Annotated in this window: 10 protein-coding genes and 2 pseudogenes; 6 read left to right on the top strand and 6 right to left on the bottom strand. The window is 70.2% G+C overall.

Annotated features, from left to right (window positions below; all coding sequences use genetic code 11):
• Window positions 1-3 precede the first annotated feature (3 nt).
• From ACIBVL_RS39510 to ACIBVL_RS39500, 3 genes and pseudogenes are all read right to left on the bottom strand, one after another.
• A pseudogene (locus ACIBVL_RS39510) lies at window positions 4-582 on the bottom strand (zinc-binding dehydrogenase); the annotation flags it as partial.
• Between the two features lie 120 nt (window positions 583-702).
• Complete coding sequence (locus tag ACIBVL_RS39505; RefSeq protein ID WP_399105440.1) at window positions 703-2217, bottom strand: ATP-binding protein; 1515 nt, start codon at window positions 2215-2217, stop codon at window positions 703-705.
• Window positions 2214-2939 (bottom strand): response regulator transcription factor, encoded by a 726-nt coding sequence (locus tag ACIBVL_RS39500; RefSeq protein WP_399105438.1) that lies wholly within the window; start codon window positions 2937-2939, stop codon window positions 2214-2216. The genes ACIBVL_RS39505 and ACIBVL_RS39500 overlap by 4 nt, the downstream gene beginning before the upstream one ends.
• Before the next feature lie 258 nt (window positions 2940-3197).
• Between ACIBVL_RS39500 and ACIBVL_RS39495 the strand changes: the two genes are divergently transcribed.
• On the top strand, window positions 3198-6854 hold the full coding sequence (locus tag ACIBVL_RS39495) for a S8 family serine peptidase (RefSeq protein WP_399105436.1): 3657 nt from the start codon (window positions 3198-3200) through the stop codon (window positions 6852-6854).
• A 71-nt stretch (window positions 6855-6925) separates the two neighbouring features.
• Window positions 6926-7927, top strand: a complete 1002-nt coding sequence (locus tag ACIBVL_RS39490; protein ID WP_399105434.1) for a response regulator transcription factor — start codon at window positions 6926-6928, stop codon at window positions 7925-7927.
• A 57-nt stretch (window positions 7928-7984) separates the two neighbouring features.
• Here the strand turns inward: ACIBVL_RS39490 and acnA are convergent, their stop codons facing one another.
• The gene (gene acnA, locus ACIBVL_RS39485) at window positions 7985-10702 is read right to left on the bottom strand and encodes an aconitate hydratase AcnA (protein WP_399105432.1); all 2718 of its coding nucleotides are present in this window, start codon (window positions 10700-10702) and stop codon (window positions 7985-7987) included.
• 274 nt (window positions 10703-10976) lie between these two features.
• On the opposite strand from acnA, the gene ACIBVL_RS39480 reads away from it, so the two are divergent.
• The 4 genes from ACIBVL_RS39480 to ACIBVL_RS39465 all read left to right on the top strand — a co-directional run bounded on the left by ACIBVL_RS39480 (window position 10977) and on the right by ACIBVL_RS39465 (window position 13514).
• Complete coding sequence (locus ACIBVL_RS39480; protein WP_399105430.1) at window positions 10977-11177, top strand: DUF4236 domain-containing protein; 201 nt, start codon at window positions 10977-10979, stop codon at window positions 11175-11177.
• A 64-nt stretch (window positions 11178-11241) separates the two neighbouring features.
• Window positions 11242-12771 (top strand): UDP-N-acetylglucosamine 1-carboxyvinyltransferase, encoded by a 1530-nt coding sequence (locus ACIBVL_RS39475; protein WP_399105428.1) that lies wholly within the window; start codon window positions 11242-11244, stop codon window positions 12769-12771.
• Between the two features lie 201 nt (window positions 12772-12972).
• Complete coding sequence (locus tag ACIBVL_RS39470) at window positions 12973-13101, top strand: hypothetical protein (protein ID WP_399105578.1); 129 nt, start codon at window positions 12973-12975, stop codon at window positions 13099-13101.
• On the top strand, window positions 13083-13514 hold the full coding sequence (locus ACIBVL_RS39465) for a hemerythrin domain-containing protein (protein ID WP_399105426.1): 432 nt from the start codon (window positions 13083-13085) through the stop codon (window positions 13512-13514). Before ACIBVL_RS39470 ends, ACIBVL_RS39465 begins: the two co-directional genes overlap by 19 nt.
• A gap of 75 nt (window positions 13515-13589) precedes the next feature.
• Here the strand turns inward: ACIBVL_RS39465 and ACIBVL_RS39460 are convergent, their stop codons facing one another.
• Entirely contained in the window at window positions 13590-15605 is a 2016-nt protein-coding gene (locus ACIBVL_RS39460) for a beta-galactosidase (protein WP_399105424.1), read from the bottom strand.
• Window positions 15606-15652: 47 nt separating this feature from the next.
• A pseudogene (locus ACIBVL_RS39455) lies at window positions 15653-15747 on the bottom strand (carbohydrate ABC transporter permease); the annotation flags it as partial.

Here is a 15747-nt window from a genome sequence, read left to right as displayed (position 1 = left end):
GTCCCGCACGATGATCTTTCCGGTGTTCTTGCCGTGCAGCATGCCAGGAATGCGTCCACGATGTGCTCGAACCCGTCCACCACGGTCTGGTCCAGCGCCAGCCGGCCGCTCTGCAGATGGGGAACGGCGAACTCGTACAGCTCGTCCTGCAGCTCCCGGTGGTTGCTGACCAGGAAGCCCTCGATGCGGAGGCTCTTCTCCACGACGTCCGAGTAGTTGAAGTGCGGCGGGGGCGCGTCCGGGGTGTTGTAGCGGCTGATGGTGCCGATCCGGACGATGCGCCCGAACTCGCGCAGTGTGCCCACCGCGGCGGCCAGTTGTTCGCCGCCGACGTTGTCGACGAAGACGTCGATGCCGTCCGGTGCGGCCTTGGCGAGCAGTTCAGCGGCGAGGCCGTCGTGGTGGTCGAACGCCGCGTCGTAGCCCACCTCCCGGGTCAGGTGGTCGACCTTGGCCGGCGAGCCCGCGCTGCCCACGAGTCGGCCGACGCCCAACAGTCGGGCGAACCGGCCGGTGGCGGTGCCGACGCCGCCGGCGGACGAAGAGGTCGTCGCCCTCGCGGAGCCGGGCGATGCGGGTGACCTGGCTGCTGGAACGCTACGGATCCCCGCAGACTCTGCGAAAGGCCGCTCGTCGCAGGCTGCCCTGAGGTGATCCGGCCCAAGGGCCCGCGCCTGGTCCACCGGCTGGTCGACGCCCCCGTCACAGCAGCGAGGCCCGTGGGCTCCACGTCAGTGTGTCGGCTCCGAGGTCGCCCGTCAGGGGGAGTTCGACCGTGAACTCCGTGCGGCCCGGTTCGCTGTGGACGTCGATGCGGCCGCCGTGGGCCGCGGTGATCGCGGCGACGATGGCGAGGCCGAGGCCGGAGCCGGTGCCCGTGGTGGCGCGGGCGCGGGAGGCGTCGGCCCGGGTGAAGCGTTCGAAGACGGTGGGGAGCAGGTCGGGGGGGATGCCGGGGCCGTCGTCGCGGACGCGGATCGTGCCCAGGCCGTCCCTGGTCTCCACCATCGCCACCACCCGGGTGCCCACGGGGGTGTGCACCCGCGCGTTGGCCAACAGGTTGGCCACCACCTGGTGGAGGCGGGCCTGGTCGCCGAGGACCAGGGGCGACGCGTCGAGGCGGAGCTCCAGCTCCCAGTCGTGGCCGCCGCCCGCGGCCCGCGCGTCCCACACCGCCTCGGCGACCAGCGCCGCCAGGTCCACCTCGGCGGACTCCAGCGGCCGGCCCTCGTCGAGGCGGGCCAGCAGGAGCAGGTCCTCGACGAGGCCCGTCATGCGTGCCGACTCGGCCGTCACCCGGCGCCAGGCCAGGCCGGGTTCGACGCGGTCGGTGCCGCGGTTCATCAGCTCCGCGTAACCGGCGATCGAGGCCAGCGGGGTGCGCAGTTCGTGGCTGGCGTCGGCGAGGAAGCGGCGCATGCGTTCCTCGCTGCGGCGCACCCGCTCCTCGCTGCGCCGGCGTTCCGCGAGCGAGGACTCGACGTGGTCGATCATGCGGTTGAGGGCGGCGCCGACCTGGCCGGCCTCGCTGCCGGGGTCGGTGTGGCGTTCGGGGACCCGGGTCAGGCCGGTGACCTCGCCCTTGCACAGCGGCGCGCGGGAGACCTCGACGGCGGTGGCGGCGACCCGGCCGAGGGGGCGCAGCTGCCGTCGTATGACCACCGCGCAGACGCAGCCCGCCGCCGTCAGGCCCAGCGCCGCGACGACCGCCTCGACGACCACCAGACCGCTGATCATCTCCTGTACGTCGCCCATCGGGAGGCCGGTGAGGACCCGGACACCGTGGTCGTCGAGGGCGGTGATGCGGTAGGTGCCCAGGCCGGGGACCGTCCTGGTGTGGAACGAGCCGTCGGTGGCGATGCCCGACAGCGCCGAGGTCTGCGCGTGGGTGAGGTTCTGCGGCGGGGTGTCCTGGCCGACCGTCGCCGCCGCGAGGACGGTGCCGTCGGCGTCGAGGCGGGCGGCGAGCGTCCCGGCCGGGTGGCCGCTCTCGCTGAGGAAGGTCAGGTCACCGGTGAGTTCCGGGTGGAGCGAGGCCACGCCCAGGCTGCGCTCGGCGGCGTCGGTGACCCGGTCGTCCAGGTTGCCCAGGAGGTACGCGCGCTGGACGAAGACGGTGGTGAGGGCCATCGCGGCGCAGACGGCGACCAGGACGGCGGTGATGAACAGGAGGAGACGGGTGCGCAGGGAACCGCCCACGAGCCTGCGGACGCTCATCTCCCGTCCTCCTCCGGCCTGATGGCGTAACCCAGCCCGCGCACGGTCTGGATCACCGGCGCCCGGCCCCGGTCGAGCTTGCGGCGCAGGCTGGAGATGTACACCTCGACGAGGTTGCCGCCGCCGTCGAACCCGCCGCTCCAGACGCGGTCGAGGATCTGCGCCTTGCTCAGCACCTGGCGCGGGTGTGCCATCACCAGGCTGAGCAGGTCGAACTCCTTGGCGGTGAGCGCGATACGGGCGCCGTCGCGGTGGACCTCCCCGAACTCGGCGGCCACGACCAGGTCGCCGAGGACACGCACGGAGTCGTCGGCGCGGGTGCGTTCGGCGCCGGAGCGGCGCAGCAGTCCGCGCAGCCGCAGCACGACCTCCTCCAGGGAGAAGGGTTTGGTGACGTAGTCGTCGGCGCCGTTCGCCAGACCGTCGATGCGGTACTCCGGGGCGTCGCGGGCGGTGAGCATGAGGACGGGCAGCACGGGACTCTCGTAGCGCGGGCGGCGCAGGACCTGGATGCCGTCCAGGTCGGGCAGCATGCCGTCGAGGACGACGGCGTGCGGGGCGCACCGGCGTGCCTCGCGCAGCGCGCGGTGCCCGTCGGGCGCCGGACAGGGGCGCCGGCCCGCCTCCGTGACGGCCACGGACAGCACTTCGTTGAGCGCGGGCTCGTCGTCGACGATCAGGACGCGGACCCGTCCGCTGCCGAACCCCGGGGTGCCAGTCATGTCCCGATTCTGTCCCGGCCGGCTGGGGGAACGCTGTGTCCAGGCTGAGCCGCAGCCGTGCGAAACGGCCGTCCAGCAGGCACGGGAGGACTTCCGGGACGGGTGTGGATTTCGACAACTGCCGTGACCGAAGGGGGCATTGGCACGCTTCGGCCACTGGTTTCCCTTGAGTCGGCTGTAGTGCGGCGATCAGGCTGAACTCCGGCTTCCGCTCACCTGCGGAGGCCTCTGACACGTTCCAGGGGAGGACGTCCACCCATGCGAAGACTCCACGCCCTGTGGTCCGTGGCCACGGCCGCCGGACTGCTCGCGGGGGCGATCCCGTCCGCGACGGCAGCATTCGGAGCCTCGGCCACCACACCCCCCACAGGCTCGCGCACCGCCGCACCGCAGATCGTCACCCTCATCACCGGCGACACCGTGTCGCTCACCACCGGACCGGACGGCAAGTACGCCGTCGACGTCCGGCGCGGGAAGGGCCGCGAGGCCGCCACCTTCCTGTCCAGCGAGAAGAACGGCGAGATCAGCGTCCTGCCCTCGGACGCCATCCCGCTGATCAAGGCGGGCCGGCTCGACCCGGCCCTGTTCAATGTCACCCAGCTGGTGAAGCAGGGGTACGGCGACGCGAAGACCGGCACCACTCCGGTGATCGCGACCTACAGCAAGGGCGGCGCGATCCCCGAGGGCGCGCGCCGGACGCTCGCTCTCCCCGGGATCGACGGCGCCGCGCTCAGCGCGAAGAAGTCCACCGCCTTCTGGACGGACGTCGCCCCGGCCCTCGGCACCCGGGCCACCAGCAAGGCCGCGAAACAGCTCGGCGACGGCATCGACAAGATCTGGCTCGACGGCAAGGTCGAGGCGTCGCTCGACGTCAGCGTGCCGCAGATCGGCGCACCCGAGGTCTGGGGGTCGGGCTACGACGGCAAGGGCGTCAAGGTCGCGGTCCTGGACACGGGCGTGGACGCCGGTCACCCGGATCTCGCGGGCAGGATCGCGGAGTCGACGAGTTTCGTGCCGGACCAGTCGGTGCAGGACGGCCACGGCCACGGCACCCATGTGGCGTCCACGATCGTCGGCTCGGGCGCGGCCTCGGACGGCAAGCGCAAGGGTGTGGCGCCCGGTGCGGAGCTGTTGGTCGGCAAGGTGCTGGGCAACGACGGCCGCGGCCAGGACTCCTGGATCATCGCGGGCATGGAGTGGGCGGCGCACTCGGGCGCGAAGATCGTGTCGATGTCGTTGGGCGGCACCGCATCGGGCTCCTCGGACGTGCTGAGTGAGACGGTCGACGAGCTGTCCGCGTCCACCGGCACCCTCTTCGTGATCGCGTCGGGCAACGCGGGTCCGGGCGAGCAGACCGTGGGCACCCCGGGCATCGCCGACTCGGCGCTCACCGTGGGCGCGGTCGACAAGTCGGACAAGCTGGCGTCGTTCTCCAGCCGCGGCCCGCGTCTCGGAGACTCCGCGGTCAAGCCGGAGATCACCGCGCCGGGCGTGAACATCACGGCGGCCCGTGCCGCCGGCACCTCCATGGGCACGCCGGTCGACGGCTACTACACGAGCTCGAACGGTACCTCGATGGCGACCCCGCACGTCGCGGGCGCCGCGGCGCTGGTCGCCCAGGCCCATCCGGACTGGACGGGACAGCAGATCAAGCAGGCGCTGGCGACCACCGCGAAGACGAACACCGTCAACTCGGTGTTCGAGCAGGGCGACGGCCGGGTCGACGCCGTACGGGCGGTCCGTCAGGGCGTCTTCGCGACGCCGACGCTGAGCTTCGGCACGTACAAGCACGACGACACCGAGGCCGACAGCAAGGACATCACCTACACCAACACCACCGACAAAGCCGTGGAGTTGAAGGTCTCCTCGTCGCTCCCGGACGCCGCCCTGAACGCGGACACCGTGACCGTCCCGGCGAAGGGCACCGCCACCATCGGCGTCACCGTCGACCCGGCCGAGGAGAAGGCGGGCCGGTACACGGGCCACATCACCGCGGGCGCCGACGGCGTCCAGGTCACCACCGCCGTCGGCTTCGAGAAGCTGGCGAAGACCTACGACCTGAAGGTGTCGCTGGTGGGCCGGGACGGCAAGCCGTCCACCTCGGCGTCGATCTACATGCTGCAGGAGATCAACGGCGCGTACCCGGACACATACGGGTACATCGGCAAGGGCTACACCTTCAGGGTGCCCGCCGGTACGTACAACGTGGCGTCCTGGATCTCGACGATGGACGCCGCCGGACTGCAGGTCGACACCTCGGTCGTCGGCGATCCGGAGATCAAGGTCGACAAGAACACCGAGGTCGTCCTCGACGCCCGCAAGGCGGTCGAGATCAAGCCGAAGACCAAGCAGGACTCCGAGTTCCAGGGCTTCAGCACCAACTGGCACCGGGAGGGCCCGGGCAGCGCCTGGGGCATCACCTACAGCCAGGGCTGGTGGACCGACCACGTCTACGTGGCGCCCACCGAGAAGGTCACCGAGGGCATGTTCGAGTTCTCCTCGAAGTTCCGTCTGTACGCCAAGGAGCTGACGGCGAGCGTCACCAGCCCCGAGAAGTACGCGCTGCCCCTCGACTACGCGCAGACGTACAGCGGTTTCCCGGTGAAGATCAACGGTGAGCGCACGGTCCGGGCGGTGGACGCGGGCAGCGGCACCGTGGCCGACTTCGCGGGGCTCGACGTCAAGGGCAAGGTGGCGGTCGTCCGGGTGGGCGCCGGTGCGACGGCGGACGAGGCGCTGGCCAACGCGACGGCGGCAGGGGCGGGTTACGTCCTCGCCTACCACGAGACGCCCGGGTACTGGATCTCCTGGGTGGACAGCGCGACCATCCCGCTGATGACCGCCACCGGCGAGGACGGCGCGAAGCTCGGGGCCCTGCTCAAGAGCGGGAAGAAGGTCAAGCTGAAGCTGAAGGGCACCGCGGTCAGCCCGTACGTGTACAGCGTGATGTTCCCGCAGACTGGCGCCGTCTCGGCCGACCAGACGTACGACCTGAACAGCTCCAACACGGTGAAGCAGACGGTTCGCTATCACGGGACCAAGGCCGGTCAGGTCGGCAAGGACGCCGTGTACAGGTACCGTCCTTGGCAGTTCGCCGACATCGCGACCGTCAACAACGTGCAACTCGGCATGGAGCGCACCGAGTACTACAACGTCTCCGACACCCGGATCTGGCACGCCGTCTATCCCGACACGAACGCCACCAAGCCGCAGTGGAACTCCCTGCGGACCTTCGACAAGGCGGGCAGGCTGCCCACCGAGGACTGGCTGCGCCAGGTCGTCCGTCCGGCGACCAGTGAGCAGTACGGCCTCTCCCAGCGCACCGGCGACAAACTCACCTTCACGATCCCGGAGTTGAGCGACTCCACGCCGGGGCACTACGGGTCGGTGGACAACGTCCAGGACACCGCGAAGGGCAAGCTCTACGCGGACGGACAGCTGGTCGGCGACACCGCGCTCGGCGGACTCGGCACCTTCGACGTCCCGGCGGCGAAGGCCTCGTACCGCTTCGTGCTCGACGCCAAGCGCACGGCCGACCGGGCCGCGTACTCCACCGGCACCCACACCGAGTGGTCCTTCGCCTCGGCGCACACGGACCAGCGGACGGCGCTGCCGCTGCTCTCGGTCGACTACGACGTGGACGGGCTCGACCTCCTCAACCGCGTCGACCGAAAGGACAAGTCGGAGATCGGACTCTCCGTACGCAACCAGTCGGGCAGCGTCGCGGCCGGTGACCTGAAGGCATGGGTCTCCTACGACGACGGCACGTCCTGGAAGGAGATGAAGGTGAAACACGGCGAGCTGGAACTCAAGCACCCGAAGGGCGCCGAATTCGTGTCGCTGCGCGTGCGGGCCGCCGACCGGAACGGCAACGCGGTCGACCAGACCGTACTGCGGGCGTTCGGCCTGAAGTAGACGACCTGAAGTGCGCGGCCTTCCAGGCCGTTACGAACATCCTTAACAAAGATCGTCTACCGTGCCGGGCCATGGTGAACACGGCATACGACACGGCAGGGCAGACCCCCGCCGCGAGCCCCTGGGCCGCGGTGGGGGTCTCCGCGTTCGACGAGCTGGTGTACCAGGCGGTCCTCAACCAACCCGACGTCGGCACGGCCGGCTGGGCGTTGCTGACCGGTGCCTCCCCGGCCCGGGTCCGCGAGGCCTGCAACCGGCTGCTCGCCCTCGGGCTGCTGCAACCGCCCGACTCCATGGGCGGGTTACGGGCGGTGGACCCTCGGGTGGCGATCCGCGGGCTGATCCGGCGGCGTGAGACGGAGTCCGAGCTGCTGGCCGCCACCGCCGAGGAGATGGCGACCGCTTACGAGGCGGGGCTGCTGCGCGAGGAGCCGACCCGGCTGGTCGAGGTCGCCTCCGGTGAGGGCGCCATCGCGGCACGCCTGGAGGAGATGTACGCGCGCGCAGAGCACGAGGTGTGCCTTTTCGACACCCCGCCGTATCTCGCCCCGGCCGCTCCGCAGGTGGATCTCCAGGCCGATCTGCTCAGCCGCGGGATCGTCTCCCGCGGGATCTACGCGGCGACCGGCCTGGAGGATCCGAAGGTCCTGTCCCGCGCCCTCAGGATGGTCGAACTCGGCGAGCAGGCCCGGGTGTTGCCGTCCGTGCCGCTCAAGCTGCTGGTGGTCGACGGACGCCGGGCGCTGCTGCCGCTGACCGCCTCCGTGGCCGGCGGCTACTGTGCCGTCGTGGTGTGGCACTCGGCGGTGACCGAGGCCCTGCAGAAGCTCTTCGACCTGGCCTGGCAGCAGGCGACGCCGCTGGGCCAGGCGGCCGACGACGGTGAACTCTCCGAGGGCGAGAGGACGTTGATCCGGCTGCTGGCGGCCGGGATGAAGGACGAGGCGGTGGCCCGCCATCTGGGGGTGAGCCTGCGGACCCTGCGGCGGCGGGTGAGTGAGCTGCAGGAGCGGCTGGGGGCGGCGAGCAGGTTCCAGCTGGGGGTGCGGGCGGCGCAACGAGGCTGGCTCTGAACGCGAAGGGCCGCACCCCCGGACGGGGAGTGCGGCCCGACTGCCGTACCGAACCGCTTACTTGCGGATCAGGCTGCGCAGCACGTACTGCATGATGCCGCCGTTGCGGTAGTAGTCGGCCTCACCGGGGGTGTCGATACGGACGACCGCGTCGAACTCGACGCCGGTGTCGGTGGTGACCTTGACCGTACGCGGGGTGGTGCCGTTGTTGAGCTCCTCGACGCCGGTGAAGGAGAAGGTCTCCTCGCCGGTCAGGCCGAGGGACTGGGCCGAGGCGCCCTCCGGGAACTGCAGCGGCAGGACGCCCATGCCGATGAGGTTCGAGCGGTGGATGCGCTCGTACGACTCGGCGATGACGGCCTTGACTCCGAGGAGCGCGGTGCCCTTGGCGGCCCAGTCGCGGGACGAGCCGGAGCCGTACTCCTTGCCCGCGAGGACGACGAGCGGGATGCCCTGCTCGATGTAGTTGCGGGAGGCGTCGTAGATGAACGCCACCGGACCGCCGTCCTGGGTGAAGTCGCGGGTGTAGCCGCCCTCGGTGCCCGGCGCGATCTGGTTGCGCAGGCGGATGTTGGCGAACGTGCCGCGGATCATGACCTCGTGGTTGCCTCGGCGCGAGCCGTAGGAGTTGAAGTCACGACGCTCCACACCGTGCTCGGTGAGGTACTTGCCGGCCGGGGTGTCGGCCTTGATGGCGCCGGCGGGCGAGATGTGGTCCGTCGTCACCGAGTCGCCGAGCTTGGCCAGGACGCGGGCGCCGGTGATGTCGGAGACCGGGGTGGTCTCCATCGTCATGCCCTCGAAGTACGGGGGCTTGCGGACGTAGGTCGACTCCGCGTCCCACTCGAAGGTGTTGCCGGTCGGGATCGGCAGCGCCTGCCACTGGGCGTCGCCCGCGAAGACGTCCTGGTAGGACTTGTTGAACATGTCCTCGCCGATGGCGCTGGCCACGACCTCGTTGACCTCGGCCTCGGAGGGCCAGATGTCCTTGAGGAAGACCGGGTTGCCGTCCTGGTCGATGCCCAGGGCCTCGCGCGTGATGTCCACCTTCATGGAGCCCGCGAGGGCGTACGCGACGACCAGCGGCGGGGAGGCCAGGTAGTTCATCTTGACGTCGGGGTTGATACGGCCCTCGAAGTTCCGGTTGCCGGAGAGGACCGAGGTGACCGCGAGGTCGTGGTCGTTGACGGCCTTGGAGACCTCCTCCGGCAGCGGGCCGGAGTTGCCGATGCAGGTGGTGCAGCCGTAGCCGACGAGGTTGAAGCCGACCTTGTCGAGGTAGGGGGTCAGGCCCGCCTTGTCGAAGTAGTCGGTGACGACCTTGGAACCCGGGGCGAGGGTGGTCTTGACCCACGGCTTGCGGGTCAGGCCCTTCTCCACGGCCTTCTTCGCGACGAGCGCGGCGGCGACCATGACGTACGGGTTGGAGGTGTTGGTGCAGGAGGTGATGGCCGCGACCGTCACCGCACCGTGGTCGATCTCGTACGTCGAGCCGTCGGGGGCGGTCACGGTGACCGGGTTGGACGGGGCGCCGTTCGGGGCGACGGCCGGGGCGTCGGAGGCCGGGAAGGACTCCTGGCCCGCCTCGTCCACGCTGTCGACGTAGTTGCGCACGTCGACCTTGAACTGCTCGGCGGCGTTCGCGAGGACGATGCGGTCCTGCGGGCGCTTCGGGCCGGCGATCGACGGGACGACCGTGGACAGGTCCAGTTCGAGCTTCTCGGAGAAGTCCGGCTCGGCCTTCGGGTCCAGCCAGAGGCCCTGCTCCTTGGCGTACGCCTCGACGAGCGCGACCTGCTGTTCGGAGCGACCGGTGAGCTTGAGGTAGTTCAGGGTCTCGTCGTCGATCGGGAAGATCGCGGCGGTGGAGCCGAACTCCGGCGACATGTTGCCGATGGTGGCGCGGTTCGCGAGGGAGGTGGCGGCGACGCCCTCGCCGTAGAACTCGACGAACTTGCCGACCACGCCGTGCTTGCGCAGCATCTCGGTGATGGTGAGCACGAGGTCGGTGGCGGTGGTGCCGGGGGTGAGCTCACCGGTGAGCTTGAAGCCGACGACGCGCGGGATGAGCATGGAGACCGGCTGGCCCAGCATCGCGGCCTCGGCCTCGATGCCGCCGACGCCCCAGCCCAGCACGCCGAGGCCGTTGACCATGGTGGTGTGCGAGTCGGTGCCGACCAGGGTGTCAGGGTACGCCTGGCCGCCTCGGACCATGACCGTGCGCGCCAGGTGCTCGATGTTCACCTGGTGGACGATGCCGGTGCCGGGCGGGACGACCTTGAAGTCGTCGAAGGCCGTCTGGCCCCAGCGCAGGAACTGGTAGCGCTCGCGGTTGCGGCCGTACTCCAGCTCGACGTTCTGGGCGAACGCCTCGTTGGTGCCGAACTTGTCGGCGATGACGGAGTGGTCGATGACCAGCTCGGCCGGGGAGAGCGGGTTGACCTTCGCCGGGTCGCCGCCGAGCTCCTTGACGGCCTCGCGCATGGTGGCGAGGTCGACGACACAGGGCACGCCGGTGAAGTCCTGCATGATCACGCGGGCCGGCGTGAACTGGATCTCCTGGCTGGGCTGGGCCTGCGAGTCCCAGTCGCCGAGGGCACGGATGTGGTCGGCGGTGATGTTCGCGCCGTCCTCGGTACGGAGCAGGTTCTCCAGCAGCACCTTCAGGCTGTACGGAAGGCGAGCCGAGCCTTCCACCTTGTCCAGCCGGAAGATCTCGTACGACTCGTCGCCCACCTGCAGCGTGCTGCGGGCGTCGAAGCTGTTCGCCGACACGACAGTCTCCTTCATTGATGTGCGCGTACCACCGCATCCTGCGCCACGCGAGCTTGGCCGATCCGCTAAGGTCAGGCTAAGTTAGGTAACCCTTACCAGGGTGGCGGCTGCGGTGCGCCTCGGCAGATATCTCGATGTCGAGATAACTCTAGTACATGGGGGCTGAATGGTCATGCCCGGGCTCGCCGTGACGCCGCCGGGGGCCTGCTGCCATGAGGTGACCGAGCGGGGGTAGACGACTGCGGACGGACACTGCCGAACCGAAGGAGGTCCGATGCCCCTCACCTTCCGCAAGAGCTTCCGCATCCTCCCGGGGGTGCGCCTCAACATCAACCGGCACTCGTGGTCGATCACCACCGGCGGCGGCCGGCACGGCCCGAAGCACACACACAGCAGCACCGGACGTCGTACGACGTCGGTCGACCTGCCCGGTCCGTTCGGGTGGCGCCGTACGCGGACGACCAGGCGTCATTGACGGGGAGTCACCCGAACGGACCCCCCAAGAGGCGCCATCTCATATCTGAGATAACCTCAGCCTCATGGCAGACGACTACCTCGTACGCATCGGCAAGCTCATCCGTGACGCCCGGCAGCACCGGGGCTGGACACAGGCGCAGCTGGCCGAGGCGCTCAACACCAGTCAGAGCGCCGTCAACCGGATCGAGCGCGGCAACCAGAACATCAGCCTTGAGATGATCGCTCGCATCGGTGAGGCGCTGGACAGCGAGATCGTCTCGTTGGGCTACGCGGGACCGATGCATCTGCGGGTCGTGGGCGGCCGTCGGCTGTCCGGCGCCATCGACGTGAAGACCAGCAAGAACGCGTGCGTGGCGCTGCTGTGCGCCTCCCTGCTGAACCGGGGGCGCACGGTGCTGCGCCGGGTCGCCCGTATCGAGGAGGTCTACCGGCTGCTCGAGGTGCTGAACTCCATCGGGGTCCGCACCCGCTGGATCAACGGCGGGGTCGACCTGGAGATCGTGCCGCCCGCAGAGCTGGACATGGGCGCGATCGACGCCGATGCCGCCGTACGCACCCGGTCCATCATCATGTTCTTCGGGCCGCTGCTGCACCGCATGGACGCCTTCAAGCTGCCGTACGCGGGCGGCTGCGACCTGGGGACGCGCACCATCGAGCCGCACATGATCGCGCTGCGCCGGTTCGGGCTGGACATCGCGGCGACGGAGGGGCAGTACCACGCCGTCGTCGACCGCGCCGTCCGCCCGGACCGGCCGATCGTGCTGACCGAACGCGGGGACACGGTCACCGAGAACGCGCTGCTGGCCGCCGCCCGGCACGACGGGGTGACCGTCATCCGCAACGCCTCCTCCAACTACATGGTCCAGGACCTCTGCTTCTTCCTGGAGGCCCTGGGGGTGCGGGTCGAGGGCATCGGCACCACCACGCTCACCGTGCACGGCGTCCCGGACATCGACGCCGACGTGGACTACTCCCCCTCCGAGGACCCGGTCGAGGCGATGAGCCTGCTGGCCGCCGCGGTCGTCACCGAGTCCGAGCTGACGGTGCGTCGCGTCCCGATCGAGTTCCTGGAGATCGAGCTGGCGGTCCTGGAGGAGATGGGCCTCGACCACGATCGCACTCCCGAGTACTTCGCCGACAACGGCCGTACCCGTCTGGTGGACCTCACCGTCCGGCCCTCCAAGCTGGAGGCGCCGATCGACAAGATCCACCCGATGCCGTTCCCGGGCCTGAACATCGACAACGTCCCGTTCTTCGCGGCCATCGCGGCCGTCGCCTCGGGCAAGACCCTCATCCACGACTGGGTGTACGACAACCGCGCGATCTACCTCACCGACCTCAACCGCCTCGGCGCCCGCCTCCAGCTCCTCGACCCGCACCGGGTTCTCGTGGAGGGCCCCACCCGCTGGCGCGCCGCCGAGATGATGTGCCCGCCCGCCCTGCGCCCCGCGGTGGTCGTCCTGCTGGCGATGATGGCGGCGGAGGGCACGTCCGTGCTGCGCAACGTTTACGTCATCAACCGGGGTTACGAGGACCTCGCGGAGCGGCTGAACTCGATCGGGGCGCAGATCGAGATCTTCCGGGACATCTGAGGGACGTCGGCCCGGCAAGGGGACTGCCACGGCGCGCAGCCGCTGTCCTCTCGGCTGACCCGGTGGGGGGAATCGCCCCCACCGGGGCGCGAGCGGTGGCTGAAAGCCGACGACGACGGTGAGACTCGAAGCTGGACCCATGCTCGTGGGCCGGTGGCGGGGTACCTACCCGCGCACAAGCCCTGCCCAGGAGGCCTCCCGATGACCTTCAATCCCTTGGAACAGCGCGGTATCCCGCTGGACCGCCGGCTGCGCAGCCGGCGGGAGCTGAACGTGCAGCCGATCGACCCTGACCGCTGCTCGAAGCGTTCGTGGGCCTCGCGCACGTAACCGGTGCCGAGGGTGGTCAGGTCCACCCCTTCGTCCGCAGGGCGGTCGAGGGTGGCGAGCAGGTCGTCGGGGATCGCCTGGCGGAGGAGAAGTCGGCGAAGGAGACCCTCGCGGCGCTGGACGACATGGACACCGACGACCCCGAGTTCCTGCCCGGGCTCATGCGGCTGCGCACGGAGGTGCAGGAGCACGCGCGGGCGGAGGAACGCTACGAGTTCTCGCACATCCGCCGCAGCACCGACGTCACCAGCCTCGCCGCCATGGCCGGGGCGGTCAAAACCGCCGAGGCGATGGCTCCCACCCGGCCGCACCCCGGTGTCCAGTCGGCCACCGCCAACGTGGCCCTCGGTCCGGTGGCCGCACTCATGGACCGCACGAAGGACGCCGTCCGCAACGCCATGGGAAGGAGCTGACATTCCCCGGAGCCGTCAAGGCGGCCGACCCAGCCCCCCATGTGAACACCTGGGGGGCTGCTCGATGCACCTCCGTCAGTGCGACTCACGTACGACTGCGGCGCCTCCGGCGGGGACGGTGACCGTGCCGCAGACCGGCTTGCCCGTGAGGAGTTCGACGCCGTCCGCGGGTATCTCGGCGCCCTGGCCGGCGTGGTCGATCAGGAACAGGTAGTCGGCGTCCGTGCCACGGCGCCGGACGACCTCGATACCCTCGGGTGCCTCGCACTCGGGCCGCACACCCGTCTCCTCGCGGATGCGCCGCATGAGGGCGGCCAGGGTTTCGGGATCCGGCCGGGTGGCCACGTACCAGGCGGTTCCGGCGCCGTACGGGTGCCGGGTGACGGCCGGCACTCCGGCGAGCGGGCCCTCTGCGTATGTGGCGACGGCCTCGGCGCCGGTGAGGCGGATGCGTTCCGTCCACAGGTTGGCCGTCGCGTCCTGGGGGACCTCGCCGGTGAGGCTCACCGTTTGACCGGGCAGCAGCGGGAACAGCTCGTCGCCGCGCACGCCGAGGATCTCCCGGAAGGCGCCGGGGTATCCGCCCAGGCGGACATGGCAGTTCTCGTCGACCGCGCCGCTGTGGAAACCCACGGCCAGGGTTCCGCCGCGCTCGACGAATCCCGTCAGGTTGGCCGCGCTCGTGTCGTCGACCAGGTAGAGGCTGGGCGCCAGAAGGAGCTTGTAGCGGTCGATACCGGGGTCGTCGGGGCGCACGAAGTCCACGGCGACGCCTGCCCGCCACAGGGGCGTGTACCAGTCGCGCACCAGATCCTGGTAGCGCAGCTCGGCACTTGGCTGCGAAGGGAGTTCCATGGCCCAGCGGGCGTCCCAGTCCCAGATGACGGCGACCTGCGCGGGGCTGGTGCTGCCGCGCACCTGGGCGAGGGACTGCAGGTCGGCACCCAGCAGCACGACGTCCTGCCAGATGCGGCTGTCGGTGCCCGCGTGGGGCAGCATGGCCGAGTGCCACTGCTCGGCGCCCGCCCTGGCCGCGCGCCACTGGAAGAAGAGGATGCCGTCGGCGCCGTGGGCAACATGGGCGAGGGCGTTGCGGCGCATCTCTCCGGGCCGCTTGGCACGGTTGACGGGTTGCCAGTTGACGGCCCCCGTGGAGTGCTCCATCAGCAGCCAGGGGTGCCCGCCGGCCAGCGAGCGCATCAGATCGCCGCTGAGCGCGATGTCGACCTCCGGCTCGGGATCGTCGGACATCAGGTAGTGGTCGTTGGAGAGGACGTCCAGCTCAGGCGCCCAGCGCCAGTAGTCGAGCGCGTCGAAGGTGCGCAGGACCATGAGGTTGGTGGTGGCGGGGATGCCCGGCGCCGCCTTCCGCAGTACGTCGCGTTCGGCGGTGCACAGCGAGAGCAGTTCGTCGGAGCAGAAGCGGCGCCAGTCGAGTCGATGGGTGGGGTTGGGAGGAGCCCCGGTGGCGCGGGGCGGCAGGATCTCGTCCCAGTCGTAGTACCACTGGCTCCAGAAGGTGGTGCCCCAGGCCTGGTTCAGCGCCGGCAGATCCCCGTACTTGGCCCGCAGCCACCCCCGGAAGGCCTCCGCGCTGGTGTCGCAGTAGCAAGCGGCGTTGTGGCAGCCGTATTCGTTGTGGATGTGCCACATGGCGACGGCGGGATGGTCGGCGTAGCGCTCGGCGAGGACGTTCGCGATGCGCAGGGCCGCCTTGCGGTAGGCGGGGCTGGACGGGCAGAAGATCTGGCGGCTGCCGTACGACAGGGTGCGGCCGTCGGGATCGACCGGCAGCGCCTCCGGGTGGGCCTTGAAGAACCAGGCGGGCGGGGCGGCGGTCGGGGTGGCGAGGTCCGCGGCGACGCCGTTCTCGTGGAGGAGGTCGAGGATCCGGTCCATGCGGGAGAAGTCGTACACGCCGTCCGCCGGTTCGAGCAGCGCCCAGGAGAAGATGCCGACGCTGACCATGGTCACCCCGGCCTCGCGCATCAGGCGCATGTCCTCGGCCCACACCTCCTCGGGCCACTGCTCGGGGTTGTAGTCGCCCCCGTAGGCGATGCCGGGCAGGTGAAGGCGGCGTTCGGTACTCACTGGTGGTGCTCCGGGAGATCGCAGGAAAGTGGTGAGGGGAAGAGCGCTCAGCCCTTGTTGGCGCCCAGGGTGAGGCCGCTGACGAACTGGCGCTGGAGCGTGAAGTACACGATCAGGGTGGGGATCGCGGTGAGCAGGGCGC

The organism is Streptomyces sp. NPDC049687 (assembly GCF_044465285.1).
In the GTDB taxonomy this organism is placed as follows: Bacteria; Actinomycetota; Actinomycetes; order Streptomycetales; family Streptomycetaceae; genus Streptomyces.
This window is presented reverse-complemented; position numbering and strand designations above follow the sequence as displayed.